This window comes from Flavobacterium panacis (assembly GCF_024649945.1).
GTDB classification, from domain to species: Bacteria; Bacteroidota; Bacteroidia; order Flavobacteriales; family Flavobacteriaceae; genus Flavobacterium; species Flavobacterium panacis.
This window is the reverse complement of the sequence record NZ_JANKMS010000010.1, coordinates 1-25,894: the sequence shown is the minus strand read 5'-3', so window position 1 is coordinate 25,894 and position 25,894 is coordinate 1. Positions and strand designations below refer to the sequence as shown.

Annotated in this window: 27 protein-coding genes; 11 read left to right on the top strand and 16 right to left on the bottom strand. The window is 33.7% G+C overall.

All coding sequences use genetic code 11. The annotated features are described in order from the left end of the window. Window positions 1-204: 204 nt before the first annotated feature. The 8 genes from NQQ59_RS19620 to NQQ59_RS19585 form a co-directional block, all read right to left on the bottom strand. Window positions 205-615: a BrxA/BrxB family bacilliredoxin gene (locus NQQ59_RS19620; protein ID WP_144216584.1), complete on the bottom strand. Its 411-nt coding sequence runs from the start codon at window positions 613-615 to the stop codon at window positions 205-207. A gap of 127 nt (window positions 616-742) precedes the next feature. After that, window positions 743-1,171, bottom strand: coding sequence for an ArsR/SmtB family transcription factor (locus NQQ59_RS19615; protein WP_144216582.1), 429 nt, complete (start codon window positions 1,169-1,171; stop codon window positions 743-745). Between the two features lie 158 nt (window positions 1,172-1,329). Further along, on the bottom strand, window positions 1,330-2,487 hold the full coding sequence (locus tag NQQ59_RS19610) for a lycopene cyclase family protein (RefSeq protein ID WP_144216580.1): 1,158 nt from the start codon (window positions 2,485-2,487) through the stop codon (window positions 1,330-1,332). A gap of 111 nt (window positions 2,488-2,598) precedes the next feature. Further along, entirely contained in the window at window positions 2,599-3,795 is a 1,197-nt protein-coding gene (locus NQQ59_RS19605) for a glycosyltransferase (protein WP_144216578.1), read from the bottom strand. A 304-nt stretch (window positions 3,796-4,099) separates the two neighbouring features. Further along, window positions 4,100-4,564, bottom strand: coding sequence for a thioredoxin family protein (locus tag NQQ59_RS19600; protein WP_144216575.1), 465 nt, complete (start codon window positions 4,562-4,564; stop codon window positions 4,100-4,102). Between the two features lie 92 nt (window positions 4,565-4,656). Continuing rightward, on the bottom strand, window positions 4,657-6,909 hold the full coding sequence (locus NQQ59_RS19595; RefSeq protein ID WP_144216573.1) for a TonB-dependent receptor: 2,253 nt from the start codon (window positions 6,907-6,909) through the stop codon (window positions 4,657-4,659). Window positions 6,910-7,136: 227 nt separating this feature from the next. After that, entirely contained in the window at window positions 7,137-8,045 is a 909-nt protein-coding gene (locus NQQ59_RS19590; protein ID WP_144216571.1) for an NAD(P)/FAD-dependent oxidoreductase, read from the bottom strand. A 12-nt stretch (window positions 8,046-8,057) separates the two neighbouring features. Beyond that, a complete protein-coding gene (locus NQQ59_RS19585) occupies window positions 8,058-8,411 on the bottom strand; it encodes a MerC domain-containing protein (RefSeq protein ID WP_144216569.1) in 354 nt (117 codons plus the stop codon). A gap of 92 nt (window positions 8,412-8,503) precedes the next feature. Here NQQ59_RS19585 and NQQ59_RS19580 point away from each other — a divergent pair, with 92 nt between their 5' ends. The 3 genes from NQQ59_RS19580 to NQQ59_RS19570 all read left to right on the top strand — a co-directional run bounded on the left by NQQ59_RS19580 (window position 8,504) and on the right by NQQ59_RS19570 (window position 11,567). Further along, a complete protein-coding gene (locus NQQ59_RS19580) occupies window positions 8,504-8,896 on the top strand; it encodes a Fur family transcriptional regulator (protein WP_144216567.1) in 393 nt (130 codons plus the stop codon). Between the two features lie 74 nt (window positions 8,897-8,970). Then, window positions 8,971-10,839, top strand: a complete 1,869-nt coding sequence (locus NQQ59_RS19575; RefSeq protein ID WP_144216565.1) for an Nramp family divalent metal transporter — start codon at window positions 8,971-8,973, stop codon at window positions 10,837-10,839. Window positions 10,840-10,913: 74 nt separating this feature from the next. Further along, a complete protein-coding gene (locus NQQ59_RS19570) occupies window positions 10,914-11,567 on the top strand; it encodes a metal-dependent transcriptional regulator (RefSeq protein WP_144216563.1) in 654 nt (217 codons plus the stop codon). 94 nt (window positions 11,568-11,661) lie between these two features. Here the strand turns inward: NQQ59_RS19570 and NQQ59_RS19565 are convergent, their stop codons facing one another. The 8 genes from NQQ59_RS19565 to NQQ59_RS19530 all read right to left on the bottom strand — a co-directional run bounded on the left by NQQ59_RS19565 (window position 11,662) and on the right by NQQ59_RS19530 (window position 18,443). After that, window positions 11,662-12,183 carry a hypothetical protein gene (locus tag NQQ59_RS19565; protein ID WP_144216561.1) on the bottom strand — a complete coding sequence of 174 codons (522 nt, stop codon included), beginning with the start codon at window positions 12,181-12,183 and terminating at the stop codon, window positions 11,662-11,664. 15 nt (window positions 12,184-12,198) lie between these two features. Beyond that, window positions 12,199-12,597 (bottom strand): hypothetical protein, encoded by a 399-nt coding sequence (locus NQQ59_RS19560; protein ID WP_111425377.1) that lies wholly within the window; start codon window positions 12,595-12,597, stop codon window positions 12,199-12,201. A gap of 88 nt (window positions 12,598-12,685) precedes the next feature. After that, window positions 12,686-13,468 (bottom strand): enoyl-CoA hydratase/isomerase family protein, encoded by a 783-nt coding sequence (locus tag NQQ59_RS19555; RefSeq protein ID WP_144216559.1) that lies wholly within the window; start codon window positions 13,466-13,468, stop codon window positions 12,686-12,688. Window positions 13,469-13,479: 11 nt separating this feature from the next. Beyond that, window positions 13,480-14,895, bottom strand: coding sequence for a sensor histidine kinase (locus NQQ59_RS19550; RefSeq protein WP_144219795.1), 1,416 nt, complete (start codon window positions 14,893-14,895; stop codon window positions 13,480-13,482). A 318-nt stretch (window positions 14,896-15,213) separates the two neighbouring features. Then, on the bottom strand, window positions 15,214-15,762 hold the full coding sequence (locus NQQ59_RS19545) for a CopD family protein (RefSeq protein WP_144216557.1): 549 nt from the start codon (window positions 15,760-15,762) through the stop codon (window positions 15,214-15,216). 86 nt (window positions 15,763-15,848) lie between these two features. Continuing rightward, window positions 15,849-16,868, bottom strand: a complete 1,020-nt coding sequence (gene hemH, locus NQQ59_RS19540; protein ID WP_144216555.1) for a ferrochelatase — start codon at window positions 16,866-16,868, stop codon at window positions 15,849-15,851. Between the two features lie 157 nt (window positions 16,869-17,025). Beyond that, window positions 17,026-17,499: a hypothetical protein gene (locus NQQ59_RS19535; protein WP_144216553.1), complete on the bottom strand. Its 474-nt coding sequence runs from the start codon at window positions 17,497-17,499 to the stop codon at window positions 17,026-17,028. Between the two features lie 68 nt (window positions 17,500-17,567). After that, a complete protein-coding gene (locus tag NQQ59_RS19530; RefSeq protein WP_144216551.1) occupies window positions 17,568-18,443 on the bottom strand; it encodes an AraC family transcriptional regulator in 876 nt (291 codons plus the stop codon). A 227-nt stretch (window positions 18,444-18,670) separates the two neighbouring features. On the opposite strand from NQQ59_RS19530, the gene hemA reads away from it, so the two are divergent. The 8 genes from hemA (at window position 18,671) to hemF (ending at window position 25,397) form a co-directional block, all read left to right on the top strand. Then, window positions 18,671-19,921, top strand: a complete 1,251-nt coding sequence (hemA, locus tag NQQ59_RS19525; protein WP_144216549.1) for a glutamyl-tRNA reductase — start codon at window positions 18,671-18,673, stop codon at window positions 19,919-19,921. Between the two features lie 231 nt (window positions 19,922-20,152). Then, the gene (gene hemC, locus NQQ59_RS19520) at window positions 20,153-21,076 is read left to right on the top strand and encodes a hydroxymethylbilane synthase (RefSeq protein WP_144216547.1); all 924 of its coding nucleotides are present in this window, start codon (window positions 20,153-20,155) and stop codon (window positions 21,074-21,076) included. Then, the gene (locus tag NQQ59_RS19515; RefSeq protein ID WP_144216545.1) at window positions 21,076-21,741 is read left to right on the top strand and encodes a uroporphyrinogen-III synthase; all 666 of its coding nucleotides are present in this window, start codon (window positions 21,076-21,078) and stop codon (window positions 21,739-21,741) included. The genes hemC and NQQ59_RS19515 overlap by 1 nt, the downstream gene beginning before the upstream one ends. A 50-nt stretch (window positions 21,742-21,791) precedes the next feature. Beyond that, window positions 21,792-22,817, top strand: coding sequence for a uroporphyrinogen decarboxylase (hemE, locus tag NQQ59_RS19510; protein ID WP_144216543.1), 1,026 nt, complete (start codon window positions 21,792-21,794; stop codon window positions 22,815-22,817). Between the two features lie 80 nt (window positions 22,818-22,897). Then, window positions 22,898-23,566: a hypothetical protein gene (locus tag NQQ59_RS19505; protein ID WP_144216541.1), complete on the top strand. Its 669-nt coding sequence runs from the start codon at window positions 22,898-22,900 to the stop codon at window positions 23,564-23,566. Between the two features lie 3 nt (window positions 23,567-23,569). After that, entirely contained in the window at window positions 23,570-23,947 is a 378-nt protein-coding gene (locus NQQ59_RS19500) for a hypothetical protein (protein WP_144216539.1), read from the top strand. A 2-nt stretch (window positions 23,948-23,949) separates the two neighbouring features. Further along, the gene (locus NQQ59_RS19495; protein WP_144216537.1) at window positions 23,950-24,495 is read left to right on the top strand and encodes a GNAT family N-acetyltransferase; all 546 of its coding nucleotides are present in this window, start codon (window positions 23,950-23,952) and stop codon (window positions 24,493-24,495) included. Then, a complete protein-coding gene (gene hemF / locus NQQ59_RS19490) occupies window positions 24,492-25,397 on the top strand; it encodes an oxygen-dependent coproporphyrinogen oxidase (RefSeq protein WP_144216535.1) in 906 nt (301 codons plus the stop codon). Before NQQ59_RS19495 ends, hemF begins: the two co-directional genes overlap by 4 nt. Window positions 25,398-25,894 lie beyond the last annotated feature (497 nt).

Here is a 25,894-nt window from a genome sequence, read left to right as displayed (position 1 = left end):
AAAGTAACAAAGTGACAAAGGCTTCTGTAAGGTTCTAAGGTTCTGAGATACTAAGATACTAAGCTTCTAAGTTTTTTAAGTTTTTTAAGTTTTTTAAGTTTTTTAAGTTTTTTAAGTTTTTTAAGTCCATAAAAAAAGCACCCTAAAGGTGCCTTTCAAAATCTTTGTTACTTTGTCACTTTGCAACTTTGTAGCTTAAAAAAATTAACAAAACTCGTTAAAAGCGTCTTGTAAATTCTCAGCGATTAATTCAGCTGGACGTCCTTCGATGTGGTGACGCTCTAACATGTGAACCAATTCTCCGTTTTTGAACAAAGCCATAGATGGCGAAGATGGAGGGAAAGGAAACATATGTTGTCTTGCAGCATCAACAGCTTCTTTGTCAACACCAGCAAAAACTGTAATAAGGTGATCAGGTTTTTTAGCTCCTTCTAAACTCATTTTTGCTCCCGGACGTGCATTTCTTGCAGCACAACCGCAAACAGAGTTTACAACAACTAAAGTGGTACCTTCAGCTTTGATAGCATTATCTACAGCTTCAGCACTATGTAAATCTTGAAAACCTGCAGCTGTTAATTCAGCTTCCATTGGTCTTACCATGTCTAGTGGATACATATTCTTGTCTTTTAAATTTTACTTTTGAACTGCAAAGTTACAAAGTTTACTCGCAACTAGTTAATTTGAAGTATAAAGTTTTGTTATAGTTCGATATTAAATTTTTAAAATCAAATTCTACCAGAATTTAAGTAGTCGTTTCTTTGATCCGTTTATGTTGAAATTGATAATTATATTGCTTCAAATGATGATTCTTTCCGACTACATTGTGAGTAGTTAAAACTGTAGATTTATTTCGTTCTGAAATCTCAATGGTTGAAAGATAACTGCTGAAATATTTTTTAAGTATCTGAATATTATCTTTTTCAACAGAATAAATAGTCTTTTTACCTTCATTTTTAATGTTTACTAGACTTGCTTTTTTCAACTCCGTTAAATGTTTTGAGATTGTAGATTGCGCTAGCGGAATTAACTCGACAATTTCACCACAAGTTCTGTTGTCCCTTTTCCATAAAAGCGTCATAATCTGAATTCGAACAGAATGACCAAGTGCTTTACAAATCTTACTTAACACTTCTGTTTCCGAATCAAATTTTAAGTCTTTTGAAATCCCCATTGCACAGTAATTAATTCATTATCGCAAAATATCGATCTATTTTGTGAGCAACAAATCTAACAGGTTCTCTCCTTTTGTAACAACCTCAAAAAGTCATTAAAACAAGAAAATAAGTCAATCTGCATTTTTAGCCAAAAGGAATAATTGCATTATCAATGCTAAAAAAACACTCGAAACAAAGCTTTTAAAAATGGTATTTTCGGACATTTAAAAATTACCTTTAAATCCTCAATCAGATTGGTTTCTTCATCCAAAAACTTAAAGATCAAAGCAGGATTTCCTTTTTTAAACAAGGAAGAAAAAATAGTACTTCCCAACTCATTATGACGATACAAAATATCCAAAAGCAGTAAATCGTAAAACCAAAAACGATTTTTTTGATGAAAGTCTTTCATTTTGACCTCTTCATTCTGAATAAACTGCACTAAATCAGACGACTTTTTATCTGAATTTTTAAATGTATAACCTGTACTGGCTTTGGTCCAGCCACCTGCAGTACCAATATTTAAAACGCGGTTTGTGTTTTTATTCCAAAAAGGATAACAGGTCATTGCAATACTTCCCTGTTCTTTTTCTATAATTTGATATTGATGAACTCCCAATTGCTTTAAATAACTCTGAATCTCATTTTCGTATTCTTCTTTTGAAAGTAATTTTTCCGAAAACAATGTATATTCTATCAAAGCCTCTGTTGCAGAAGTTGGTAAAACATACATAAATCTAGTATTCTCTTTTTGTTGAACCGAAAAATCCATGAAAGTAACTTCTTCAGCATTAAAAACTTCTGTTTCTGACTTAACAAACCATCCCACAAAATGTTGTTGCAGAACTGGATATTTCGTCTGACTTTCGGCAAAAGCCTTGGTATAAATGCTATTGAATAAATAAGTACAGGTAAATCGGTTTTCTTCTGTACCCACGAAAACATGAGTTTCGAGTTCGTTGATATCCGTTACTTTTTCATTTAAAAAAGTAATATTAGAATATTTGGAAAGTTCTTTAAAAACAAAATTATAGAAATCTATTGCCTTAATTTGATTGTATTTATAAGGCTTCAACGCAAAATGACGATTATAACTTTCATCGGCAAACAAGGCAGAATCCCACTTTTTAGAAATAGCAGAATCCCAGACGGACTGTCCTTTTTCCCAAAAACACCAGGTTCTGTCATTGGTTTTCTTCAAATCCTGATCTAACAACAAAATGGTTTTATCTGTAAATTTTCCAGACAAAACCATTTTATAAACAGTCATTAAAGACGCAAGTCCTGTTCCTGTAAAAATGTAATCGAAGTGTTTAATTTGCGAAGAGTTCATTCTCAAAAATAAGAAAAATATATTTTCTTCTACTTTGAGATTACATACTAAGTAATTTATTTTGTTAAATACAATATACTTGAAGTCGTTAGATCTCCGAAAAACATTTCATTACAAAACATCAAATCTGGCAAACACCTCTTCTAATACCTGAAACGAAAATGGTTTAAGACTTTCCTCAGAGTTTTTTTGTAGTTCTAACCAAAGATTTTTATCCGAATATAATTCAATTATTCCTGCTGCAAATTCTTCTTTTTCTTCATGAATTAAAGCATTTTTTCGATGAACTAATTTCATTCCTTCCGCGCCTACAGGAGAAGTGACAACTGGCAAATAATATTCAAAAGCCTGCCCGATTTTTCCTTTTACTCCCGCGCCGTAACGCAGTGGTGCAACCATAAGTTTATTGCTCATAAAAAAGGGCTCGATATCTGGCACATAACCATGAAAAACAAATCTTGGATCAACAATATCTTTGATCCTGTCTTTCACATTCCCGATAATATTGACTTTTATTGTATCGTCTTTCTGCCAGACAATTGGCATAATATCATTATGAAGAAAATAAATCGCATCAATATTAGGTTCGTGTTGAGAACCTATAAAAACGATATCTTCTCTTTTTTCAAATGGAAGAACTTCTTCAATAGTACTTTTTGGATAATGAATATTCGACAGTGTAATTAACTTATTATCAGCAATATATTTCGTCATAATTTCTCTTTCGAAATCAGAAACCGTAATCACAAAATCTACATTTTGAGCTAATTTTGTTTCAATAAAAAGAAACTTTTTGTAGTTTTTTCTATTTGAAATTCTTTTTGGATCAAGTTTAATCGCTCTTTGATAACGCAGAAAGTGAATATCTGTCATATCAAAAACAGATTTAGATTCCGGAAGTATTCCTGAGATTTTTCTAAAGTTATAATCAAAAGCTCTTGCTCCATAATACCAGACAAAATCTACTTTAGGAACTGTTCTTAAAAAATCGAAATAAGTACGATATTGACTAGTTTCAACGTAAACAATAACACCTAACTTGCTAAAATCAACAACGTCTTTGTTGGTTCGAAATGTATTTCTAGAACAAATAATGCAATTGTAACCTTTGGCTTTAAAAAACAAAATGATTTCTTTAAGTCTGTTAGAACCTGAATCCTGGTCTGGAGAAGGCATACTAAGATTAAAGAAAACAATCGTTTTGTTGGATGAATTATAAGTATCATAATTCGGAATCGATTGATCCGACTGATTCTTAATTATTTCCTTTTTTTTATAATAATGCTTAAGATTTTTAAATATTCCCATCAATAATTTGTTATTCGCTATTATTTTACCCTTTTAACAATGAAGCAGTTATAACAAAAGTGATCGCCATCTTCAATTCTAAAATTACATTTATCAGATTAAAACTCATTTTGCCGTTCTTTTATTATATTAATAAAAAAATCAACTTAAAAGAGCTTTTTAATGAATTTATAATCAGAAAAATTATACTAATTCATTTTAACTGTTGTGCAAATTAATGACAAAAAACTTTCACAATAAAGATTATCATCAAATTTCTTTATTATTTCGATAATCAGTGGAATTAAGCCTTCTCAAAGTTTTTTTATTCCTTTAACTTTTCGAGAAGGTTAGTAAAATTATTTGAATCTAAGTAATTGTTATATTGAAATATAATTTCATATTTCTCATTCAAAACACACAAAACCGGATATACAATCTGGTTGTTGATGGTTCCCAATTGCAAAGCCAGTTCATGAACACCAACATTGTTTCCCGAAGGTTTATATGCAAAAGTTTGATTATGGAATCTAACTTCTCGTTTTTCCTCAGCATTAAAATCAATAAAGTAAAAATCGGAGTTCAGTTTTTGAATGATTTTCTGATTTTTGAAAGTTGTTGTTTTCATTCTTTGGCAAAACTGACACCAATCAGTATGGATAAAAACAATGATTTTTCGTTTTTGAATTTGCTGCAAACTATCTACTTCTTCAAAAGTTCTGCTTTTTAACTGGCAGAATCCCATTGAAGTTATTCCGAAGAAAAGAATAAATAGAATTAGCTTTTTCATTGTTTTTTGTTTTGCCACGAATTACACTAATTTACACTAATTAAATTCGTGATAATTGGTGCAATTCGTGGCAACATTTCGTTTAAATCTTTTTACCTAAACGTATATCGCAATCCCAAAAACCCTCGAATTGTTTGGTTTTGTCCGTAAACATAAGTCGTATCAAATGTCAATCCGTACGGATTATCGGGCGTTACCAAAACTTTTCCGGCCGAATCGTATTGCACATTTTTATCAAAAGGATCATTAGTTCTCGAAATCAAAAACGGATTGTTTTGTTTGGGTCTAAAGTTCAACAGGTTTTTAATTCCGCCATAAACCTCAAAATCTTTCCATCCTGAATATGTAAACTGAATATTCTGAATACTATACCAAGGCGATTTTGGACTTCTCGGATCGTATTCGCTCAGCAAAGGCAGTTTCATCGGACTGTAAACATTTCCAGTATAATCCATTGATAAATTCCAAGGTTGGATTTTATATGAAACACTCCAAGTTCCTGTAAAATTCTCTGTGAGATAAGGTCTTTCTGAAATTCCGTTTTCTACATTTTTATTATCTAAAACCGTAGCCCCCACAATAAATTTTAATCCCGAAGGAAAATTAAGATCCACATTGGTGCTTATTCCTTGACTTATCGCATAACCATCAATATTGTCGTAGATAATTTGATTTGGATCACTTTCATAATCTGAAATAATTTTATTGCTGAATCTGGTATAAAAAGCCGTTGTTTCAATTCCCATAAAAGTTCCATTTCCGAAGTTGATTTTCTGAATGTAATTCAAATTGACATTTACTGATTTTTCTGGTTTCAAATCGTTTTTAATAATTACATCTCTAGAACCCGTTAAAGCAGCATGATCTTCGGTAAACAAGTTCACAACACGAAATCCAGTTCCAGCATTTAATCTAAAAATCGTGTTTTCGTTGGCTTTAAATCGGTAAGCAAATCTTGGCGTAAAAATAGAACCGTGAATAGAGTTATAATCGTAACGCATTCCCAATAAAACCTGACTTTTTGGAGAAAACGTAATTTCGTCCTGAACAAAAATCCCAGGAAGCCAAGTGTTTTCTGGATCTTTTGTAGCTGGCGTATTATCATCATAATAGGTATATCGACTTGCAATTCCCGCAAGCAAATCATTTCTTCCAATCTTTTTATCCCAAGTCAACTGTAAAAAACCAATTTTCTGATTGGCGATATAAGAGGTTGTTCCGTATCGGCTGTCTTGATAATGAACATTTCCGGAGAACGAAAGCATCAGTTTTTCTTCAAATGGCAATTGATAACTTCCGATTAATTCGGCTCTTTTGGTATAAATACTTTCACCGTATATTTCGTCGCCTCCACGGTATTTCTTTTCCCAACGAATGTCTCCGCCCCAACGGTCTTCGTACATTCCGCGCGCTGCAATCGTAAAAAGGCGATTATGATTTCGTTTAAAACTCCATTTATTAAAAACCGAAATTCGTTCAGAAAGCGTGACATCCGTAAAATTGTCTTTGTCTTTATCAATAACCTGATCGTAATTAAAATAATTAATTCCAATAAGAGAAGTTGCTTTTTTCCCAACATTAAACTTCATTCCCAAATCGAGATTGCTTTCAAAATAAGAAGTCGTAAAATAATCGGCTGAAAAAGTCGGCGCGTTAGTTGGATTTTTAGTGATAATATTGATTAAACCACCAACGGCTTCACTTCCATAAAGAGACGACGCGGGACCTTTTACAATCTCTATTCTTTCTACCAAAGAATTTGGAATTCCAGACAAACCATAAACTGTGGAAAGACTGCTCACAATTGGCATTCCGTCAATCATAACCAAAGTATACGGACCTTCTAACCCGTTTATATGGATATCACCCGTATTACAAACGCCACAATTCAACTGCGGACGAACGCCATTGATATTTTGAAGTGCATCGTAAATACTTGGCGTTGGATTTTTCTTGAAGAAAACTGGTGAATAAACCTCAACAGGAACGGCACTTTCTAATCGTTTTACGGGTTTTAAAGTTCCCGAAACCACTACTTCGTTCAATTCGTTTTGATCTTCTTTTAATTCAAAATCAAGGCTTAGATTTTCATTTTCTAAAAGGGAAATTCTTTGAGTTATAGTTTTGAATCCAGTCGAGGTCACTGCGATTTTATAAGAACCGCTTGGAATATTTTCTAATGTGTAAAAACCTAAAGAATCCGTTTGAGTTCTAAAGTTTGTATTTAATAAACGAACAGTAATTTCCTGAATTGATGGAATATCCGCCTCTACTTTTCCAGAGATATTTTGAGAATAGAAGTTTTTAGTCGAAAGTATTAATATTGTCAAAAATAAATATTTCATTATTATAAAATTAAATTTAGACAAAACTAAAAATTAAATTTGACATACAATTATTCTTAAAACAAAAATTTTCAAACTGATTGAAATCAATATGTTAGATTTTTGTTTTCGCCAAATAATTAAACCATATAAGTCATATATGAAAATTTAAGATTCCCCTTAAATGAAACTTATATGGTTTAAAAAAACTTTGCGACTTCGCGTCTTTACGAGCAATTTCCACGAGCTTATTTAAAATCCTCGTCAATAAGTTCTTTATTAATTACCGCTCCCGCGAAAGATCCAGAAGAAACTGCCAAGGCAACAGAACGCATTTGAGAGGTAGCATCTCCACTTCCGAAAATACCCGGAATAGTTGTTTTCTGCATGAAATCGACTTTTAAATAGCCTTGTTCATTAATTTCACAACCTAAATCTTGTGGCAATTTGCAATGCTGTTCAAAAGGAACTCTAGCATAAATAGCTTTTACATCAACTTTTTTTCTGTTTTTGAAAACAATATTCGAAACATAACCGTCACTATGTTCTAAAAAATCAATTTCATCTTCTAACATCAAAACACCATGTTTTTGTAGCATTTGAGTTTGTTCCAAAGTCAATTCTGATTTTCCGTTGGTACACAAACGAAGATCTTTTGTCCAATTCGAAATCAGTTTGGCGAACTCAAATCCCATTTCACCATTGGCAATAATGGCTGTTTTTTCGTTTTTCACTTCATAACCATGACAATACGGACAATGTAAAACCGATATTCCCCAACAATTTGCAAAACCTTCAATTTCTGGAAGCAAATCTTTGACGCCTGTCGCAAACAATACCTTTCTCGCTTTAAAAATTTCTCCAGATTCAGTCGTAATTTCAAATCCTTTATTTGTTTTAAGTGCTTTTACAGCAAGTCCATTATAGAATTGAACTGTTTTATAAATATCAACTTGTAATTTGGCTTTCGCCGAAATTACGGCGGGTTTTTCACCATCTTGTGTAATAAAATTATGAGAATGCGGTGTTTGTCTGTTGCAAGGCAAACCGCTGTCGATAACCAAAACCTGACGTAGAGAACGTCCCAAACTCATTGCTGCCGAAAGTCCGCTGTAGCTTCCTCCAACGATAATTACGTCAAAACTCTTATTTTCCATGAGTACTACTTTTTAATGATTGTGTTTTTTGTGTAATTTGTAATTGATCAAATGCCCAATGATCATTCCTATTCCGCCAAAATAAATGAGATCTAGATGAATTTCTAAAAACAAGTCGGCCAAAATACTGATCCAAATCAAGGTCATTGAAACTATCAAAATAGAAGAAACCAAAAGAGTTGATTTTTTTGTAATTTTGAAAATTGCAAACAAACCTATTGAAGCAAATAGTAAATCGACAAAAGGATTGTGACTTAAGCCTAACGGAAGAATGGTTAAAAGTGGAAAAATCAAACAATGAACCAGACAAATAGTTGCGCTCGAAATTCCTAAAATATCGTAAAAGGGCGTCGTTATTTTCTTCATTTTGTGTACTTTTACTTAATGCAATTTTGTTGCAAATATACATATTAAAATCAAATGCAACATTGTTGCGTTAAATTTTTTAATTTATAAAAATGAAAACAACACGTAATACTACCGCGAAAACAGCTGTATTAGAGGTATTTGAAAAATCTAAAACGGCATTGTCTCATACCGAAATTCAAAAACAATTGAATGATGTTTGCGATCGCGTTACCATTTATAGAATTTTAGATCGTTTGGTAAACGACGATATCATTCATAAAATTTCAAATCTAGATGGTACTGTAAAATATGCAAAATGCAATCATTCGCATCAACGCGTACACATTCATAACCATGCACATTTTAGCTGCGAAAACTGTCATGAAATTACTTGTCTTGAAAATGTAAAACCGAGTTACATTATGCCGCACAACTATAAAGTAAACGAAATAAACTTTACATTATCAGGTTTGTGCCCAAAATGTTTGAATTCTAACATTTAAGTTTTAGACAAGACTAAAAATATTGTTGTGCGAATATAATTTTTCTATATATTTGGAAAATCAATATTTTAACAATGAGCAAATCATTAGAAGAAGTCCACGAATCCGTTTCTACAGAACATAAAAAAACAGGATTCCGAAAAATATTAGCCTTTTTAGGTCCCGCCTATTTAGTAAGTGTTGGTTACATGGATCCAGGAAACTGGGCCACAGATATTGCCGGCGGAAGTCAGTTTGGCTACACTTTAGTTTGGGTTTTGTTAATGAGTAATTTAATGGCTTTGCTTTTGCAGAGTTTAAGTGCAAGACTTGGAATTGTAACACAGCGCGATCTGGCGCAGGCTTCGAGAGAAACGTATTCTAAATACATTAACTACATTTTATATTTTCTGGCAGAAATTGCCATTGCTGCCTGCGATCTTGCTGAAGTTCTCGGAATGGCAATTGGTATTAATCTTCTTTTTGGAATTCCATTATTAGAAGCCGTTCTAATTACCGTTTTAGACACGTTTTTACTGCTTTTCCTGATCAATAAAGGAATTCGCAAGATGGAAGCCTTTATTATTGCTTTGGTTGCTATAATTGGCTTTTCTTTCATTTTTGAAATGATCTTTGCCGAACCTGAAATGCACAAAGTGCTAGCTGGACTTGTTCCTTCTATTCCAAACTCTGCCGCTTTATATATTGCAATCGGAATTATTGGGGCAACCGTTATGCCTCATAATTTATACCTACATTCTTCTTTGGTGCAAACCAGAAAATTTGACCGAACTCCTGCGGGAATCAAACAAGCATTAAAATACAATTTCATAGATTCTACCATTGCGTTAAATCTTGCCTTTTTTGTAAACGCCGCCATTTTAATTCTTGCCGCCGCGACTTTCCATAAAAATGGAATGTATGAAGTCGCCGAAATTCAAGACGCTCACAAATTTCTAGAACCCCTTTTGGGAACAAAATGGGCACCCGCTTTATTCGCCATCGCTTTAATTGCGGCTGGACAAAGTTCGACTGTAACAGGAACGCTCGCTGGACAAATCGTAATGGAAGGCTATCTTCACTTTAGAATCCAGCCTTGGGTTCGCCGAATCATTACACGTTTGATTGCAATTATTCCAGCAGTAATTGTGATTTTAATTTATGGCGAAAGCGTCACAGGAAAGCTCTTAATTTTAAGTCAAGTCATTCTGAGTTTGCAATTGGGATTTGCGATTATTCCGTTGATTCACTTTGTAAGCGATAAATCAAAAATGAAAGGTTTTCATATTTCTAGAACGACTCAAGTCATTTCCTGGATTATCGCTACCATTATTGTTTCACTGAATGCAAAATTGGTTTATGATGAAATTACTTCATGGTTGGAAAGCTCCAATCATCCTATGATTCTTTGGTTTACAGTTGTTCCTTTGGCTTTCGGTTTTTTAGGTTTATTGTTGTATATCATTTTTAATCCTTTCATTGTAAAAGCAAAAAATAAGAATGTCAACCATTCTCCGCATCATCTTAAACTGAAATTTTCACCAAGAGAAAGTCAGAGCATAAAAAACATTGCTATTTCTGTAGATTTCTCTTCTGCCGATGAAGCGGCTTTAAACAAAGCCTTCGAATTGGGAGGAATTGACACTGAATATACGCTTATCCACATTGTAGAAACCGTTGGCGCTTTAATGTACGGCGTTCATGTTCACGATCATGAGACTACCATTGACGAGAAATTATTATTGAAATATAAAGACATGCTTTCCGAGAAAGGATTCAAGATCAAAACGGAGCTCGGCTTTGGAAAACCAAACAAGATAATTCCCAAAATAATAAACGAAGGCAATTTCGATATTCTCGTTATGGGAACCCACGGCCATACTGGCTTAAAAGATATTCTATTTGGCACAACGGTAGACAAATTGAGACATAAAATTTCAATACCTTTGTTGATTGTTAAATAAAAGGTGCAAAGGCTCAGAGGAACAAAGTTTCCCTATGAACCTTTGTAACTTTGTAGCTTTGAACCTTAAAAGAAATGACTTTTTCAGAAGAAAATTACCTTAAATCGATCTATCACTTAACAGCGACTTCGGAAACGGAAGTGAGCACGAATGCTATTGCGGAAATCATGGAAACGAAAGCTTCCTCTGTAACCGATATGCTTAAAAAACTGGCGGAGAAAGATTTGGTGAATTATAAAAAATACCAAGGTGTTTCTTTAACAGAAAACGGAAAGTTGGCAGCCAAAATGATTGTTCGTAAACATCGTCTTTGGGAAGTATTTTTGGTGGAGAAACTTAATTTCAGCTGGGATGAAGTTCACGATATTGCTGAACAATTGGAACACATTAAATCGGAACAATTGATTAACCGTTTGGATGATTTTCTTGGAAATCCAACTGAAGATCCGCACGGAGATCCGATTCCAGATGCAAATGGCCGTATTATTAAAATTGAAAAACAGCTTTTATCTGAATTAGAAGAAAACCAGAATGGAGTTTGTGTTGGGGTTAAAGATACTTCTTCAGAGTTTCTGAAATATCTGGACAAACAAGGAATTGCTTTGGGCTCTAAAATTGAATTTCTATCTAAAGAATCTTTCGATTTATCGGTACGAATTAAAGTTAATGATAGAGAATTATCTATTTCTAATAAAATTGCCTCAAATTTGTTTGTAAAATTGATTTAGAATATAGTTATTTCACAGAGATACACAAAGATCTTTCGCAGAGACACACAGAAAATAAAAATCCCAAAACTATTTTTAAAGTTTTGGGATTTTTTCATTTCGTTTCATCAACTTTTTGTTTATCGATGAACTTAACTATGTTTTTACTATTTGTCATTATTAAGTAACCAAATAGGCCTTTTAAAAAATAAAAAATGAGCCACGAAGTACCTGCATAATCTTTAATAAGTTCTTTTTGCTTTACAAATTCATAAATTGTTGAACACAATTTAGGAAGAGCCTCTACAAATACTATTGCTCCAATAATAACTACTGCAATAGAAATAACTGTACGATACGGTAAATTTATATCTATCTTTTCTTGAGGAAAATTTTTATCCAGTTTCAATTTATTAACTATCCATTCTGTTTTGAAAAGAAAAAATCCTGTTATCAGTAAGTAAACAAATAGATTTCCTAAAAGTACAGCCCAGACTCCAGTTAAAATATTCCAGTTTACTCCATTTTCAGTAAGAGAAAATGTTGAAGCAAACTGCGGAATAATATAAACACTGTTTATCAAAAGCCACAAACCAATACCTTTTACAATTATTCTCCAAAAAGTTTTAATTTCCATAAAGACAAAGCGTTTTTAAACAATTCCTTTCTCAATCATTTCCAACATTACTGGCGAAGCATTTTTAAAAGTTGGTGCTTGCTCAATAATACTTCCTGCATTCTTTTTATTTACTTTGAAAGTAACATCATCATTTGTTGTAAATAAAAGTGCCGTTAAGAAAGGATTCTTAATGTGCGTGCCTAAAATCAATAAAGCTTCATCTAAAGTATGAATGCTTTCAATTTCTTCTGTTTTATATCTAAAAGTAAGCGAAATTGAGAAGGTGTTATCTTCATTTAGAACCAATCGGAAATAAACATTCTTAAGTTCTGTATCGCCCATCGTTTTGGCCAAAGTCAGTTTTGCGAAAGTTCCAGATTGGATACTTTCTTTAACTCGTTCACAAAAAAGGGCAAATATTGGTTCGTACATTTTCTTTTAAAGTTTCAAAGGTTCTGAGGGACAAAGGTTCAAAGGTTTAAATTCTTTGTGCAACTTTGCCAAACTCTGTGTTTTAAATTTATTTTCCTGTAAATTCCGCTTTACGTTTTTCTAAAAATGCTGTTGTTCCTTCTTTAAAATCCTGTGTGCCAAAACATTCTCCAAATGATTTGATTTCAGTATCGAAACCATTTTTGCCGTCTTTGAAATTGGCGTTGATTGCTTTTATGGCTTTTCCAATTGCAAATGGTGCATTTTTAATAATCTTATGAGCGATTACGTTTGTAAAAGACAGTAATTCTTCTTGAGGCACAACATGATTTACCAAACCGAAATCTTTTGCCTGCTCTGCGGTAATCATCGCTGCAGTCATAATCATTTCCATTGCACGCCCTTTTCCAATTAATTGCGGTAAACGTTGCGTTCCTCCATAACCTGGAATCAATCCTAAAGTTACTTCTGGAAGTCCCATTTTAGCATTGTCTGAAGCTATTCTGAAATGACAAGACATTGCCAATTCTAATCCGCCTCCAAGGGCAAATCCGTTAACGGCTGCAATAACTGGCTTTTTAAGATTTTCGATGAAATCAAACAAAGATTCCTGTCCTTCTGCCGCTAGCTGTGCACCTTCAACAGTTGTATAATTTGCAAACTCTGAAATATCTGCTCCAGCCACAAAAGCTTTTTCTCCGCTTCCGGTTAAAACAATAACGCGAACGTCCTCGTTTTGGGTTAATGATTGAATGGCATTACTCAAGTCACTAATCGTTGCTTTGTTTAAAGCATTTAGTTTAGTTGGTCTGTTAATTGTTATTGTTGCAACTCTTTCTTCAATAGAAATTAAGATATTTTCGTATGTCATAACTGCTGGTTTTATGAGTTTGTGATAGGTAAAGAAACCCTGAAAGTAGTTCCTTTTCCGTAAGTTGATTCAAAGGTAATTGTTCCTTTGTAATTTTCGATGATGTTTTTGATAATTCCTAAACCAAGTCCCATACCACTGGTTTTAGTTGTGAATTTAGGTTCAAAAATTCGGCCGATATCTTGTTTCTGGATTCCGATTCCGTTGTCTTTAACGGCAATTTCAACATTATCATTTCTTCTTTTTACAGATACCACAATAGATTTTTGAAACTGACTTTCTGGAATCGCCTGAGTCGCATTTTTAACCAAATTGGTAATCACACGAATCAATTGCGTACGATCCATTTTAGAAATGATTTCTTCCTCTTCTTTTTCGAAAGAAATATAATCTTCATTGAAAATATCCAAAGCCAATTCTACAACCTCAACAACATTCAGCGTTTCATTTTGCTGAGCAGGCATCGAAGCAAAGTTCGAAAACGCCGAAGCTACAGATGTCATAGTATCAATCTGCTGAATCAAAGTTTCCGAGTAATCATTCATTTTTTGCTTCACGTCTGGATCGCTTGGATCGAACTTTCGCTGAAAACTCTGAACTGTCAAACGCATTGGCGTAAGCGGATTTTTAATTTCGTGTGCAACCTGTTTTGCCATTTCGCGCCAGGCTTCTTCTCGTTCACTTTGTGCTAATTTAATCGCGCTCGTTTCCAGTTTATCCACCATTCCGTTATAGGCTTTTATCAAGAAATTGACTTCCTTGCTATTTGCTTCTAAAACAATTTTCTCGTTTTTCTGATCCAGATTGGTTTCTTCCAAACGATCTGAAATGGTTTTCAATGATTTTGTAATGTAAGTGGAAAGGAAATACGCTAGAGCGAAAGCCACAATCAGCATGAAAGAATACACCTGACTCAAACGAATCAAGAACGTATTCAACTCATTATCGTAATATCCGTCGTCTTCTAAATAGGGAAGATTCAGGATCCCAAGTGGTTTGAATTTTTCGTCTTTAATCAAACTGTAGGATGATCGGTTTTTGATTCCATCAATAGTTTTAATATCTACAAATCGCTTTTCGATAGAAGAACGAACTAATTTCAGAATATATTCCGGAATTGGAGGTGGCGCTTTATCAACCGCGAAAGATTCTTTTGAAGATTTTAAAAGTTTTCCGTCAAGGCTGTAAATGTTAATTTCAATTTTATGAATTTGCGCCAATTCATGGATTTTATCTTTAAAAATCAAATCCAGATTTTGGGTTTTCAGCGGATAAGTTGTAGTTGAAAGCACATAATTGATGTGTTCTTTTACCGCATTTTCTTTTCGTTCTAAACGTTCTTGATGATATTCTTTGGCTTCAGTCTTAAACTGAATAATTGAAATCGAAGCCAATAAAAAAGATGCCACAACAATCAATACAATCATCGACAGGAAAATCCTGGTACGAAGCGAAAGCATTGTCATTTTGAAGTTTAGCATATTTTTTAGTATTCAGTCTCAGTCTCAGTCCCAGTCTCAGTCTGAAAACTGTCACTGCGACTGGAAACTATTTCTTTTGCCACGACCCGAGCGATAGCGAACAGGCGAAGCAATTACATAAATTCGCACGAATTAAATTTTGATATTTTTAGCCACAGATTAAAAGGATTAAAATGATTTTTAACGTAATATATAAATCCAAATAATCTTTTTAATCTGTGGCTAAATAAATTAGTGTCAATTCGTGCAATTCGTGGCAACTTTTTATTTTTTCTCTCTAATTCTTTTATAAAATCGGAAACCCAGCATAATTAAAACCGAGAATAAAATAATTCCGATTACGCCGAAAATCCAGTTGATGGCACTTTTTAAAACTACTAAAAAAACAACGGCGAACAAAATAATCGTCGCGCCTTCGTTCCATAAACGCATGAAATTGTTCGAATATTTTACCTCATCATTTTGCAATTGCTTAAAAATCTGATGGCATTTTCCGTGGTATAAATACAAAAGGAAAACGAAGCACAATTTTACATGCATCCAAGGCATTTTTATCCAAATATGACCTGCATCTGTAAAAAACAGCATCCAAAAAGCAAAAATACTCGCCAAAACCGCCGACGGCCATGTAATAATGTACCACAAACGATAGGCCATAATTTTGTATTGTGCCTGCAAAATTTCTTTTTCTGGAGAAGGCTTTTCACTGGCCTCAATTTGATATACAAACAAACGCACAATATAAAACAAACCTGCAAACCAAGTTATGACAAAAATAAGATGCAGTGATTTTAGATAATTGTAGTATTCCATTGTTGTTTTGTTTCAGGTTTCAAGTTTCAGGTTTCTCTCAAAGTTGGCTAACTTGGAACGTGAAACCTTAAACTTGAAACAAAATATTACTTCGCCCAGTCGTTAATCCAATTCGAAACTGTCTGACACCATTCGTCGTCGTCATTCAAACAAGGAATCGCCAAGAACTCTTCTCCTCCATTTGCTTCGAAATCTTCTTTGGCACGCATGGCGATTTCCTCTAAAGTTTCCAAACAATCGGTAACGAAAGCTGGAGTTACAACCGCAATTTTCTTAATTCCTCTTTTTGGCATATTATCGATTTCAACATCGGTATAAGGCTCAAGCCATTTATCACCTGCTAATCTAGATTGGAAAGTCACACAATATTTATCTTTCGGAATTCCTAATTGTTCTACAACTAAACGGGTCGTTTCATAACAATGTGTTCTATAGCAAAATTCTGCTTCTGGAGTTCCCACTTCGCAACACATTTCATTGGTTACGAATTTTTTATGTGATTTTGTTTTATCTGTTTTGCGAACGTGACGCTCTGGAATTCCGTGGTATGAAAACACCAATTGATCATAATCATACCCTTTCAGATTCTTTTCAATAGAATCTGCTACGTTTTTGATGTAATCTGGTTTGTTATAAAACGCAGGAACATCACTGAACTTCATATGCGGGAATTTCTTCTTGCGAATTTCTTCTGCCAAAACTAAAATCGTCAAAGTAGAAGCCATCGCATACTGCGGATATAAAGGAAAAAGCAAAACCTCCGTTACGCCTTGGTCGCTCAATTCCTGTAAACCTTTTTCGATTGTCATAGATCCGTAACGCATTGCCAACGCAACAGGAATTTTAGATAAAGGCTGTACTTTTTTGTGCATTCTTTCAGAAAGAACAATTAGCGGAGAACCTTCGTCCCACCAGATTTTCGCGTAAGCATGTGCCGATTCTTCTGGTCTTTTTCTTAAAATAATTCCACGAACTAAAAATGCTCTTAATAAATACGGAACATCGATCACGTATTTATCCATTAAAAATTCATCTAAATAAGGTTTTACATCTTTTGGAGTTGGACTATCCGGAGATCCTAAGTTTATTAGTAGTGCGCCTTTCATTATGTTTTTTGCTTTAGGCTTTAAGCTCTAGGCTTTAAGCTTTTTATTTGTTTTTAAAAATTTCGGCAAAAGTAGAACTTGTAACTTTTTCGAAATATGATAATTATTACTTTTTAATTATGTTCTTATTTATAAAATTGATGCTTTAAAAGCATCATTAATTTTTATCCTTTTTATAAGTATTAAATATTTTTTCCAACAATTTATACTCTTCAGATGTTCCAAAATCTTCTGTATTAATTCCTTTTTTAGAACTAACAAAATAAAAGTCACCACAGAAAAGGCAGATTTTAGCGATCCCAGAAATTTCGTTTTTCTTTCTAAAAATCAAAATATCTCTATATTCTGGAGCACAAGCTTTTACCGTTCCAAACATTTTTAGAGAAAATTTTTCTGCAAAAACGTCATTCTTTAAATACTCAACATCCTTTTGAGATAACTCAAACTTCGAAAACCCACCAAAATTAATTGTTTTGTAAAAAACAGTATTATTTATTTTGTCTGGAAATTCTGAATACAAAATATTGTTTAAGATTGAATCTTTAATCCCTTTTCTATTATTTTCATTTACTTCGTCTTCTTTACTTTTTTTCAATGAATAATATTCAACACTGTCAAAATCAAAGAACATTTTTTCTTCTTTTGATTTGCAGGATATCATTACGAAAAGCAATAAAACTATGGAATACCTTTTAATCATTAAACATTCGCATTAATCGACATCAAATATTTTTTTGGTGTTGTTCCGAATTTCTTTTTGAATGCAGCAATAAAATGACTTCCTGTACTGTAACCAATTTTCAATCCTACTTCGTTTACATTATAAGAACCGCTGTCTAATAGTTTTCTGGCGAAATCCATTTTGTAATCGAAAAGGAAACCGTAAACCGTATCGCCGTAAATTTGTTTGAAACCCATTTTCAGCTTTTTCAAGTTCAGACCAATTTCATCTGCCAATTCTTGCAATCCTGGAGGTTCCGCCATATTCGCGATTACAATTTCTTTGGCTTTTCTGATTTTCAAAACATTGTCTTCATCAATCAAAAACGGACATTGCTCTGCATTTGGATCTTCCGTTCTATTGAAATACAAACTCAACAATTCGTATCCTTTTCCTTTATAATAAAGGTTTTTTATCGAAGGATGGAGATTATAATGAAACAACTGACTCAACACAATCGCCATCGACGGACTGATATTTCCTTCGTTATAATATTTCTTATCCTTATTGTCAGCACTTAAAAAAGTAATATAATCGGCTTCAGCAGAAAATAACGCGTGAAATTTCTTGATGGAAACAATTACTGAAATCACCCAAGAATTTGGAGCGAGTTCTAAATGAAGCGGTAATTCCTTCTGCGGATTGTATAAAAGCAATGATTTTTCTTCTTTTAACTCTAAAGCATAAGTGCCTTGATTGAATAAGAATTTTGCATTCCCTTTTATCCCGAAGTGAAACTGTATCAGACCAGTACCCACAATTTCATGTTGTGCAAAAAATGGCTCGGCACCGTCGTTTTGAAAACGGATCAGCGTAAAGTCGTCTTCAATTTTTATAATTTCTTGAGAACCCATAGCGATATTTTTTTGAAACGAAAATCAAAACAAACTTCAATTGTTATTTAGAATCACTCTAAACTAATCACTTGTAACGAGTTGATTTTGCTACAAAAGTAGTCCTTTTTACTCAAAAACACCCATTTAGGTTCAAAAAAACATACAGCGACATAAAAAGTACTTTTAGCGTTATTTTTATCGATGGTATAGTAATAATTTTGTTGCACTTTTATGAAAGTGAATTTATGGAAAACAATAACGTACCGAAACACCTTTATTTTTATTCAGTTGGTCTGAGTTATAAAAAAGCTGATGCTGAGGTAAGAGGTCAATTTAGTTTGGATGCTGCTGCGAAAACTCGCGTGCTGGAACAAGCTAAAAGCGAAGGAATAGAAAGTTTAATAGTTACTTCAACCTGCAACAGAACCGAAATCTACGGTTTTGCAGAACATCCCTTTCAATTAATAAAACTAATCTGCGATAACAGTAATGGTTCCGTTGACGCTTTTCAAAAGGTCGGTTTTGTTTACAAAAATCAAGAAGCAATCAATCACTTATTTCGCGTAGGAACTGGTTTAGACAGTCAGATTCTAGGTGATTTTGAAATTATATCTCAAATCAAAACCAGTTTCGTTCATTCCAAATCTTTAGGATTAGCGAATAATTTCATGGAAAGACTGGTAAATGCGGTTATTCAAGCGAGTAAAAGAATTAAAAACGAAACAGAAATTAGCTCTGGAGCAACTTCAGTTTCTTTTGCATCGGTACAATACATTCTTAAAAATGTAGAAGACATCAGTAATAAAAACATTTTACTTTTCGGAACTGGAAAAATCGGAAGAAATACGTGCGAGAATTTAGTAAAACATACTAAAAACGAGCACATCACTTTAATAAACCGTACTAAAGATAAAGCAGAGAAATTAGCAGGAAAATTAAATTTGATTGTTAAAGATTACTCTGAATTGCATTTAGAACTTCAAAAAGCCGATGTTGTCGTTGTGGCAACAGGCGCGCAAAACCCAACTGTTGACAAAGCGATTTTAAATCTGAAAAAACCTTTATTGATTTTAGATTTGTCTATTCCGAAAAACGTTCATGAAAATGTGGAGGAATTAGAAGGCGTAACGTTGATCCACATGGATTATTTGTCTCAATTGACAGATGAAACTTTGGAAAACAGAAAATTACATATTCCGGCTGCTGAAGCCATCATCGAAGAAATCAAAGAAGAATTTGTGACTTGGATGAAAGGAAGAAAATTTGCTCCAACAATTAATGCTTTAAAAGAAAAACTAAACGCGATAAAAACTTCGGAGTTGGATTTTCAAAGCAAAAAAATCGCCGATTTTAATGAAGAGCAGGCTGAAATCATCAGTAACCGAATCATTCAAAAAATCACTACACATTTCGCAAATCATTTAAAAGACGAAGATACCATGGTTGATGAAAGCATCGAATGGATCGAAAAAGTCTTCAAAATAAAAGCATCTTAAATTTTAATTTTACCATTAAGACATTAAGTAAATTAAGGTCAAGCTTTGTCAAGAAAATTAAGTTTTTATTCTGACAATGCTTAATAAAAATTAAACCATTAAGATATTAAGTAAATTAAGACCATTCTTTGTCAAGAGAATTAAGCCACGCTATAACACAAAGCTTAATAATCTTAAATTCAACACAAAGACTTAATTCTCTTAATGCCCTTTATGGTAAAAACAAAAAATATGGCTGAAAAAACAATCAGAATAGGAACGCGTGACAGCGAATTAGCACTTTGGCAGGCACATACTGTCGAGAAAAAACTAAACGATTTAGGTTATAAAACTTCAATTGTTGCGGTAAAATCTCAAGGTGATATTATTCTGGACAAACCTCTTTACGAACTTGGTATTACAGGAATCTTCACCAAAACGTTAGACATTGCCATGATCAATGGCGATATTGATATTGCGGTGCATTCTATGAAAGATGTTCCAACGGCGTTGCCAAAAGGTATCGTTCAAGGTGCTGTTTTACCAAGAGCCAATGTTTTAGATATTTTAGTCCATAAAGGAAATCCTGATTTTGTAAATCCAAGTACAATTGCCACCGGAAGTCTGCGTCGCCAGGCACAATGGTTCAATAAATATCCAAATCATACCGTAGTTGATTTACGCGGAAACGTAAATACACGTATGCAAAAGTTACAAGATAATGATTGGGACGGAGCTGTTTTTGCTGCTGCTGGTTTGGAAAGAATTAATCTGAAACCTGAAAATTTCATCAACTTAGATTGGATGATTCCAGCGCCTGCACAAGGAGCGATGTTGGTTGTGGGAATGGAAAATGACAATTATACTTTGGATGCACTTTCTCAGTTAAATGATATCGAAACTGAAATTTGTACACATATCGAGCGTCAGTTTTTAAGAACGCTTGAAGGTGGATGTACAGCACCAATTGGAGCTTTGGTTACCTATAACGAAGATGAGGACACTTTACATTTTCAAGGTGTTTTACTTTCTATCGACGGAAAACAAAAATTGGAAATCGACAAAACGGTTGATATTTCTGAATGGAAGAAATTAGGATTCAACTCTGCTCAGGAGATTTTGAATAATGGCGGAACGGAATTAATGCAGAAAATCAAAGAATCTCTGAAAAAATAATGGCAACCCGAGTTCAAATAGTATCTACTAAAATATTATCTCCTCTTCACAAACAAGAGTTAATGAAATACGGCGTTGAATTAATCGAAGCCGATTTCATTAAAACCGAAAACAAACCTTTCGAATTAAAAGACCTCAACGAAAGTCTGATTTTTACAAGTCAGAATGCTGTTCATAGTATTTTATCTCATCCAGATTCTGAGCAGTTAAAAAAGAAAAACGTCTATTGCGTTGGGCTTAAAACCAAAACGCTTTTAAGCGATAATGGCTTTAATGTTGTGGCTTACACAGGTTACGCTGCAGATTTGGCTGAAATTATTACTTTGATTTACGGAAATGAGAGTTATACTTTTTTCAGCGGCAATATGAGAAGAGATACTTTGCCAGAGGCTTTAAAAGAAAACGGAATTAAATTCAATGAAATTGAAGTTTACGAAACGACACTTCAACCTCAGAAATTAAAAGCAAATCCAGAAGCGATTCTGTTTTTTAGTCCGTCTGGAGTTAAAAGTTATTTGAAACACAATACTATAAATAAACAAATTTGTTTCTGCATTGGAGATACAACCGCAGAAGCTTTGTCAAAAATCACCAAAAACATCATCGTCGCAGATCAGCCTACAATCGAGGATGTGATCGAAGATGTAATTCACGAATATAAATAAGAACCTTTGCAACTTTGTCACTTTGAGACTTTGCAACTAAAATAAAAAACATGTTAAAAAACGACCTATTTTTAAAAGCATTAAAAGGAGAAACAGTTCAGCGTCCGCCAGTATGGATGATGCGTCAAGCGGGAAGATATTTGCCAGAATTTAGAGAACTTCGTGATAAATATGATTTTTTTACACGTTGCGAAACTCCAGAATTAGCTGCTGAAATCACAGTTCAGCCAATTCGCCGAATTGCTCCAGATGCTGCGATTTTATTCTCAGATATTTTGGTAGTACCACGCGCAATGGGAATTCACGTAGAATTGAAAGACAATTTAGGTCCGATTATTCCAGATCCAATTCGTACGATGGAGCAAGTAAACCAGGTTTATGTTCCAGATGTAAATGAAACTTTAGGTTATGTTTTCGATGCGGTGAAATTGACAAAGGAAATGTTGAATGACGAAGTTCCTTTAATTGGTTTCGCAGGTTCACCTTGGACAATTTTCTGTTATGCTGTTGAAGGAAAAGGTTCTAAAAGTTTTGATACTGCAAAAGGATTTTGCTTTTCAAACCCAGTTGCAGCGCACACTTTATTACAAAAAATCACAGATACCACTATTTTATATTTAAAAGAAAAAGTAAAATCGGGCGTAAATGCTGTTCAGATTTTTGATTCTTGGGGAGGAATGCTTTCTCCTGTTGATTATCAAGAATTTTCATGGAAATACATCAACCAAATTGTGGATGCTTTAGCGGAAATTACTCCGGTTATTGTTTTTGGAAAAGGATGTTGGTTCGCTCTTGGCGATATGGGTAAAAGTAAAGCTTCTGCATTAGGAGTGGATTGGACTTGTTCTGCAAGAAATGCGAGATATTTATCTGGTGGCAACATTACTTTACAAGGAAATTTTGATCCGTCAAGATTGCTTTCTCCAATTCCAACGATCAAAAAAATGGTTCATGAGATGATTGATGAGTTCGGAAAAGATAAATATATTGTAAATTTAGGTCACGGAATTTTACCAAATATCCCTGTAGACCACGCAAAAGCGTTTATTGACGCGGTGAAGGAATACGGGCAATAATAGTTTTCAGTATTCAGTCGCAGTTTTCAGTTTGACTGAGACTGGAAACTGCGACTGTAAACTTAAAAACCAAAAAGCCTATGTTTGCTACTTTAAACTTCAAAAGAAACTCCCCTTTTTCATTTATTGAATACGGTTTTCAAGCCTATTACGCTTACGTATTTTTGATGGTTTGGACACATCCAGAGCTTCATCCAGTAAGTTTGATAAATGATTTGGCGATTTTAATGGCTTTTGAGTTTATAATGGTACATTCAGGTGTTTTTATGGCAGTTATGCCCAAAAAATGGTCCCTTTTTGTATTTTTCCCTTTGTATGCAACATTTGCCTATTCTTTCAATGAATCGGTTATCAATACCAATATTCTGTATATTTATCTGCTGACCGTTTTAAATAGAATGCGATTTGCATTTTCAAATGTAAGTCCAGAAGTTCGAATGACACAAATGGGAAAATCCGCTCTAAGAGCCATTTTCTATTTTTTCCTGATTCTGGCGGTCTGTATTGGAAATGCTATAATCCCTCCGTTTGGATTGACACAAGAATATTTAGAAACAGCAGGTTATTTTCAAACCGTTAAGTCAAGCGGTTTGTTTATAGAAAAGCCTTTTGTACCAATCTGCATGGGATTTATCTATTATGCTTTGCCTGTTTTATATTTTGTTTATCGAATAATAAAGAAATTTGGTCAAACGTCAAAAGGAAAATTAGTTTATAGCCAGACCACATTCAAATCTACTAAAATGTAATTTATGCTGAACAAAGGTTTAAGAGACGAAGAAAGCATCCGAATAGAGAATACTCTACGAACTTTGCATGCTTTAATTTTTGTTCCAAAATTTTGGAATGTTGAAGATACAAGTCTTATTGACGAACAGTTAAAAAGCTTCGGTTTAAGTTTACAAAGAACAATTGAAATACCAGAAGATGAGTTAATCATTCTCTTGCAAAGATGTCATTTAGATTGGAATCAGCAAGAACAGTTCGCAGATATTCTAGTTGGATTGTCTCAAGAGAATCAATTTAATTTTTTAGGTAAAGCACTTGCCATTTATCAATACATTCAACAAGAAAGCAAAGTATTTTCTTTCGGAATAAACACCAAAATTTCTTCACTAAAAAACAAATAGAAATGAGTTTTACAGATTGGAAAATAGACCGAATTGAAAATGTTCTTCCCGAAGAGTTTTACAAACTGATTGAAAAGAATAAATCACACATTGAAAAAACTTTTCCGGTAACTTTAGCCAATTCTGACTCTTTAGAAAAAGCACAAAACTTCATTTCATTCAACCTTGAAAAAGAGAAGAACAAAGAAGCTTTTCATTTTTATGCCCGCGATATTCAAACCAATAAATTAATTGCTTATTTGAATGTAAAAACGATCGATTATCGCATTTCAAAATGTGAATTAGGATATTTTGTTGATGAAGATTATCAAGGAAAAGGAATTACATCGAAAATGGTTTCTAATGCACTTGACTTTTGTTTCAACGAATTAATGCTGAATAAAGTTTTCATTTGTACTTCCGAAATTAATATTGCAAGTCAAAGAGTCGCATTAAAACACAATTTTAAACAAGAAGGAATATTAAGGGACGAATTTAGAAACGGAGACGGCACTTTGCAGAACTCTGTATATTTCGGACTTCTTAAATCAGAATATATAAAATCATGAAAGACAAATTTTACGCATACATACAAAATTTACAAAACCAGATTTGCGCTGGTTTAGAAGCTGTTGATGGAACTACGAAATTCCGTGAAGACTTATGGAAACGTCCTGAAGGCGGTGGAGGAAGAACACGCGTTATTGAAAATGGAACTGTTTTCGAAAAAGGTGGCGTAAACATTTCAGCCGTTCACGGAAAACTTCCAGAAACGATGCAGAAAATGTTTAATGTTGGCGAAGCTGATTTCTTTGCTTGCGGATTAAGTTTGGTGATTCACCCGAAAAACCCAATGGTTCCAACAGTCCACGCCAATTGGCGCTATTTTGAAATGTATGACGAAAAAGGAAATGTAATCGAACAATGGTTTGGTGGCGGACAAGATTTAACGCCTTATTATTTGTTTGAGGAAGATGCCATTCACTTTCATCAAACTTGTAAAACAGCTTGCGACAAACACAATCCAGAGTTTTATCCAAAATATAAAAAACAATGCGATTCGTATTTTTGGAATGCGCATCGTCATGAAGCACGCGGACTTGGCGGTTTATTCTTTGATTATTGCAAAGCAAATGAACAAATGTCAATGGAAAACTGGTACGATTTCGTAACCGAAGTCGGAAATAGTTTCCTTCAAGCCTATGTGCCAATCGTAGAAAGAAGAAAAGATCTTTCATACACACCAGAACAAAGAACTTGGCAGGAAATCCGTCGTGGTCGTTATGTTGAATTCAATTTGGTTCATGACAAAGGAACTTTGTTCGGTTTAAAAACCAACGGAAGAATCGAGAGTATTTTGATGAGTTTGCCACCACATGTACAATGGGTTTACGATCATCATCCGGAAGTTGGAAGCGAAGAAGAAAAATTGATCGATGTTTTGGCAAAACCGCGCGAGTGGATTTCTTAATCTAAAAATTCATTTTGATACTTTTTTCGATTTGCTAGAGATTTGGCTTTCGATTTCTATAAATATTATGCTCCAACGGAGCATTTTTTTATACTTATTATTTAAACGTTATATAAAGTATATTTCGCTCCGCTGGAGCTCTTGATGTGGTCTAGCATTTTCAGTTCTATAAATATTTCGTCCCGCTGGGACTTAACAATTACTTAAAAATGCTATAGCTTAAGCGAAATATTTGTAGAATCTGAAATATATCATTACATCAAAAGCTCCAGCGGAGCGAAATATCTATAGAATACAAAACATATCATCCATCAAAAGCTCCAGCGGAGCGAAATATCTATAGAATAAAAAACATATCATCCATCAAGAGCTTCAGCGGAGCGAAATATTTATAGAATACAAAACATATCATCCATCAAGAGCTCCAGCGGAGCGAAATATCTATAGAATACAAAACATATCATCCATCAAAAGCTCCAGCGGAGCGAAATATCTAT

Excerpts from the sequence above, each read along its gene's own strand:
- NQQ59_RS19620 (WP_144216584.1), bottom strand. The coding sequence starts at position 615 with ATGTATCCACTAGACATGGTAAGACCAATGGAAGCTGAATTAACAGCT.
- NQQ59_RS19615 (WP_144216582.1), bottom strand. The coding sequence starts at position 1,171 with ATGGGGATTTCAAAAGACTTAAAATTTGATTCGGAAACAGAAGTGTTA.
- NQQ59_RS19610 (WP_144216580.1), bottom strand. The coding sequence starts at position 2,487 with ATGAACTCTTCGCAAATTAAACACTTCGATTACATTTTTACAGGAACA.
- NQQ59_RS19605 (WP_144216578.1), bottom strand. The coding sequence starts at position 3,795 with ATGGGAATATTTAAAAATCTTAAGCATTATTATAAAAAAAAGGAAATA.
- NQQ59_RS19600 (WP_144216575.1), bottom strand. The coding sequence starts at position 4,564 with ATGAAAAAGCTAATTCTATTTATTCTTTTCTTCGGAATAACTTCAATG.
- NQQ59_RS19595 (WP_144216573.1), bottom strand. The coding sequence starts at position 6,909 with ATGAAATATTTATTTTTGACAATATTAATACTTTCGACTAAAAACTTC.
- NQQ59_RS19590 (WP_144216571.1), bottom strand. The coding sequence starts at position 8,045 with ATGGAAAATAAGAGTTTTGACGTAATTATCGTTGGAGGAAGCTACAGC.
- NQQ59_RS19585 (WP_144216569.1), bottom strand. The coding sequence starts at position 8,411 with ATGAAGAAAATAACGACGCCCTTTTACGATATTTTAGGAATTTCGAGC.
- NQQ59_RS19580 (WP_144216567.1), top strand. The coding sequence starts at position 8,504 with ATGAAAACAACACGTAATACTACCGCGAAAACAGCTGTATTAGAGGTA.
- NQQ59_RS19575 (WP_144216565.1), top strand. The coding sequence starts at position 8,971 with ATGAGCAAATCATTAGAAGAAGTCCACGAATCCGTTTCTACAGAACAT.
- NQQ59_RS19570 (WP_144216563.1), top strand. The coding sequence starts at position 10,914 with ATGACTTTTTCAGAAGAAAATTACCTTAAATCGATCTATCACTTAACA.
- NQQ59_RS19565 (WP_144216561.1), bottom strand. The coding sequence starts at position 12,183 with ATGGAAATTAAAACTTTTTGGAGAATAATTGTAAAAGGTATTGGTTTG.
- NQQ59_RS19560 (WP_111425377.1), bottom strand. The coding sequence starts at position 12,597 with ATGTACGAACCAATATTTGCCCTTTTTTGTGAACGAGTTAAAGAAAGT.
- NQQ59_RS19555 (WP_144216559.1), bottom strand. The coding sequence starts at position 13,468 with ATGACATACGAAAATATCTTAATTTCTATTGAAGAAAGAGTTGCAACA.
- NQQ59_RS19550 (WP_144219795.1), bottom strand. The coding sequence starts at position 14,895 with ATGATTGTATTGATTGTTGTGGCATCTTTTTTATTGGCTTCGATTTCA.
- NQQ59_RS19545 (WP_144216557.1), bottom strand. The coding sequence starts at position 15,762 with ATGGAATACTACAATTATCTAAAATCACTGCATCTTATTTTTGTCATA.
- hemH (WP_144216555.1), bottom strand. The coding sequence starts at position 16,868 with ATGAAAGGCGCACTACTAATAAACTTAGGATCTCCGGATAGTCCAACT.
- NQQ59_RS19535 (WP_144216553.1), bottom strand. The coding sequence starts at position 17,499 with ATGTTCTTTGATTTTGACAGTGTTGAATATTATTCATTGAAAAAAAGT.
- NQQ59_RS19530 (WP_144216551.1), bottom strand. The coding sequence starts at position 18,443 with ATGGGTTCTCAAGAAATTATAAAAATTGAAGACGACTTTACGCTGATC.
- hemA (WP_144216549.1), top strand. The coding sequence starts at position 18,671 with ATGGAAAACAATAACGTACCGAAACACCTTTATTTTTATTCAGTTGGT.
- hemC (WP_144216547.1), top strand. The coding sequence starts at position 20,153 with ATGGCTGAAAAAACAATCAGAATAGGAACGCGTGACAGCGAATTAGCA.
- NQQ59_RS19515 (WP_144216545.1), top strand. The coding sequence starts at position 21,076 with ATGGCAACCCGAGTTCAAATAGTATCTACTAAAATATTATCTCCTCTT.
- hemE (WP_144216543.1), top strand. The coding sequence starts at position 21,792 with ATGTTAAAAAACGACCTATTTTTAAAAGCATTAAAAGGAGAAACAGTT.
- NQQ59_RS19505 (WP_144216541.1), top strand. The coding sequence starts at position 22,898 with ATGTTTGCTACTTTAAACTTCAAAAGAAACTCCCCTTTTTCATTTATT.
- NQQ59_RS19500 (WP_144216539.1), top strand. The coding sequence starts at position 23,570 with ATGCTGAACAAAGGTTTAAGAGACGAAGAAAGCATCCGAATAGAGAAT.
- NQQ59_RS19495 (WP_144216537.1), top strand. The coding sequence starts at position 23,950 with ATGAGTTTTACAGATTGGAAAATAGACCGAATTGAAAATGTTCTTCCC.
- hemF (WP_144216535.1), top strand. The coding sequence starts at position 24,492 with ATGAAAGACAAATTTTACGCATACATACAAAATTTACAAAACCAGATT.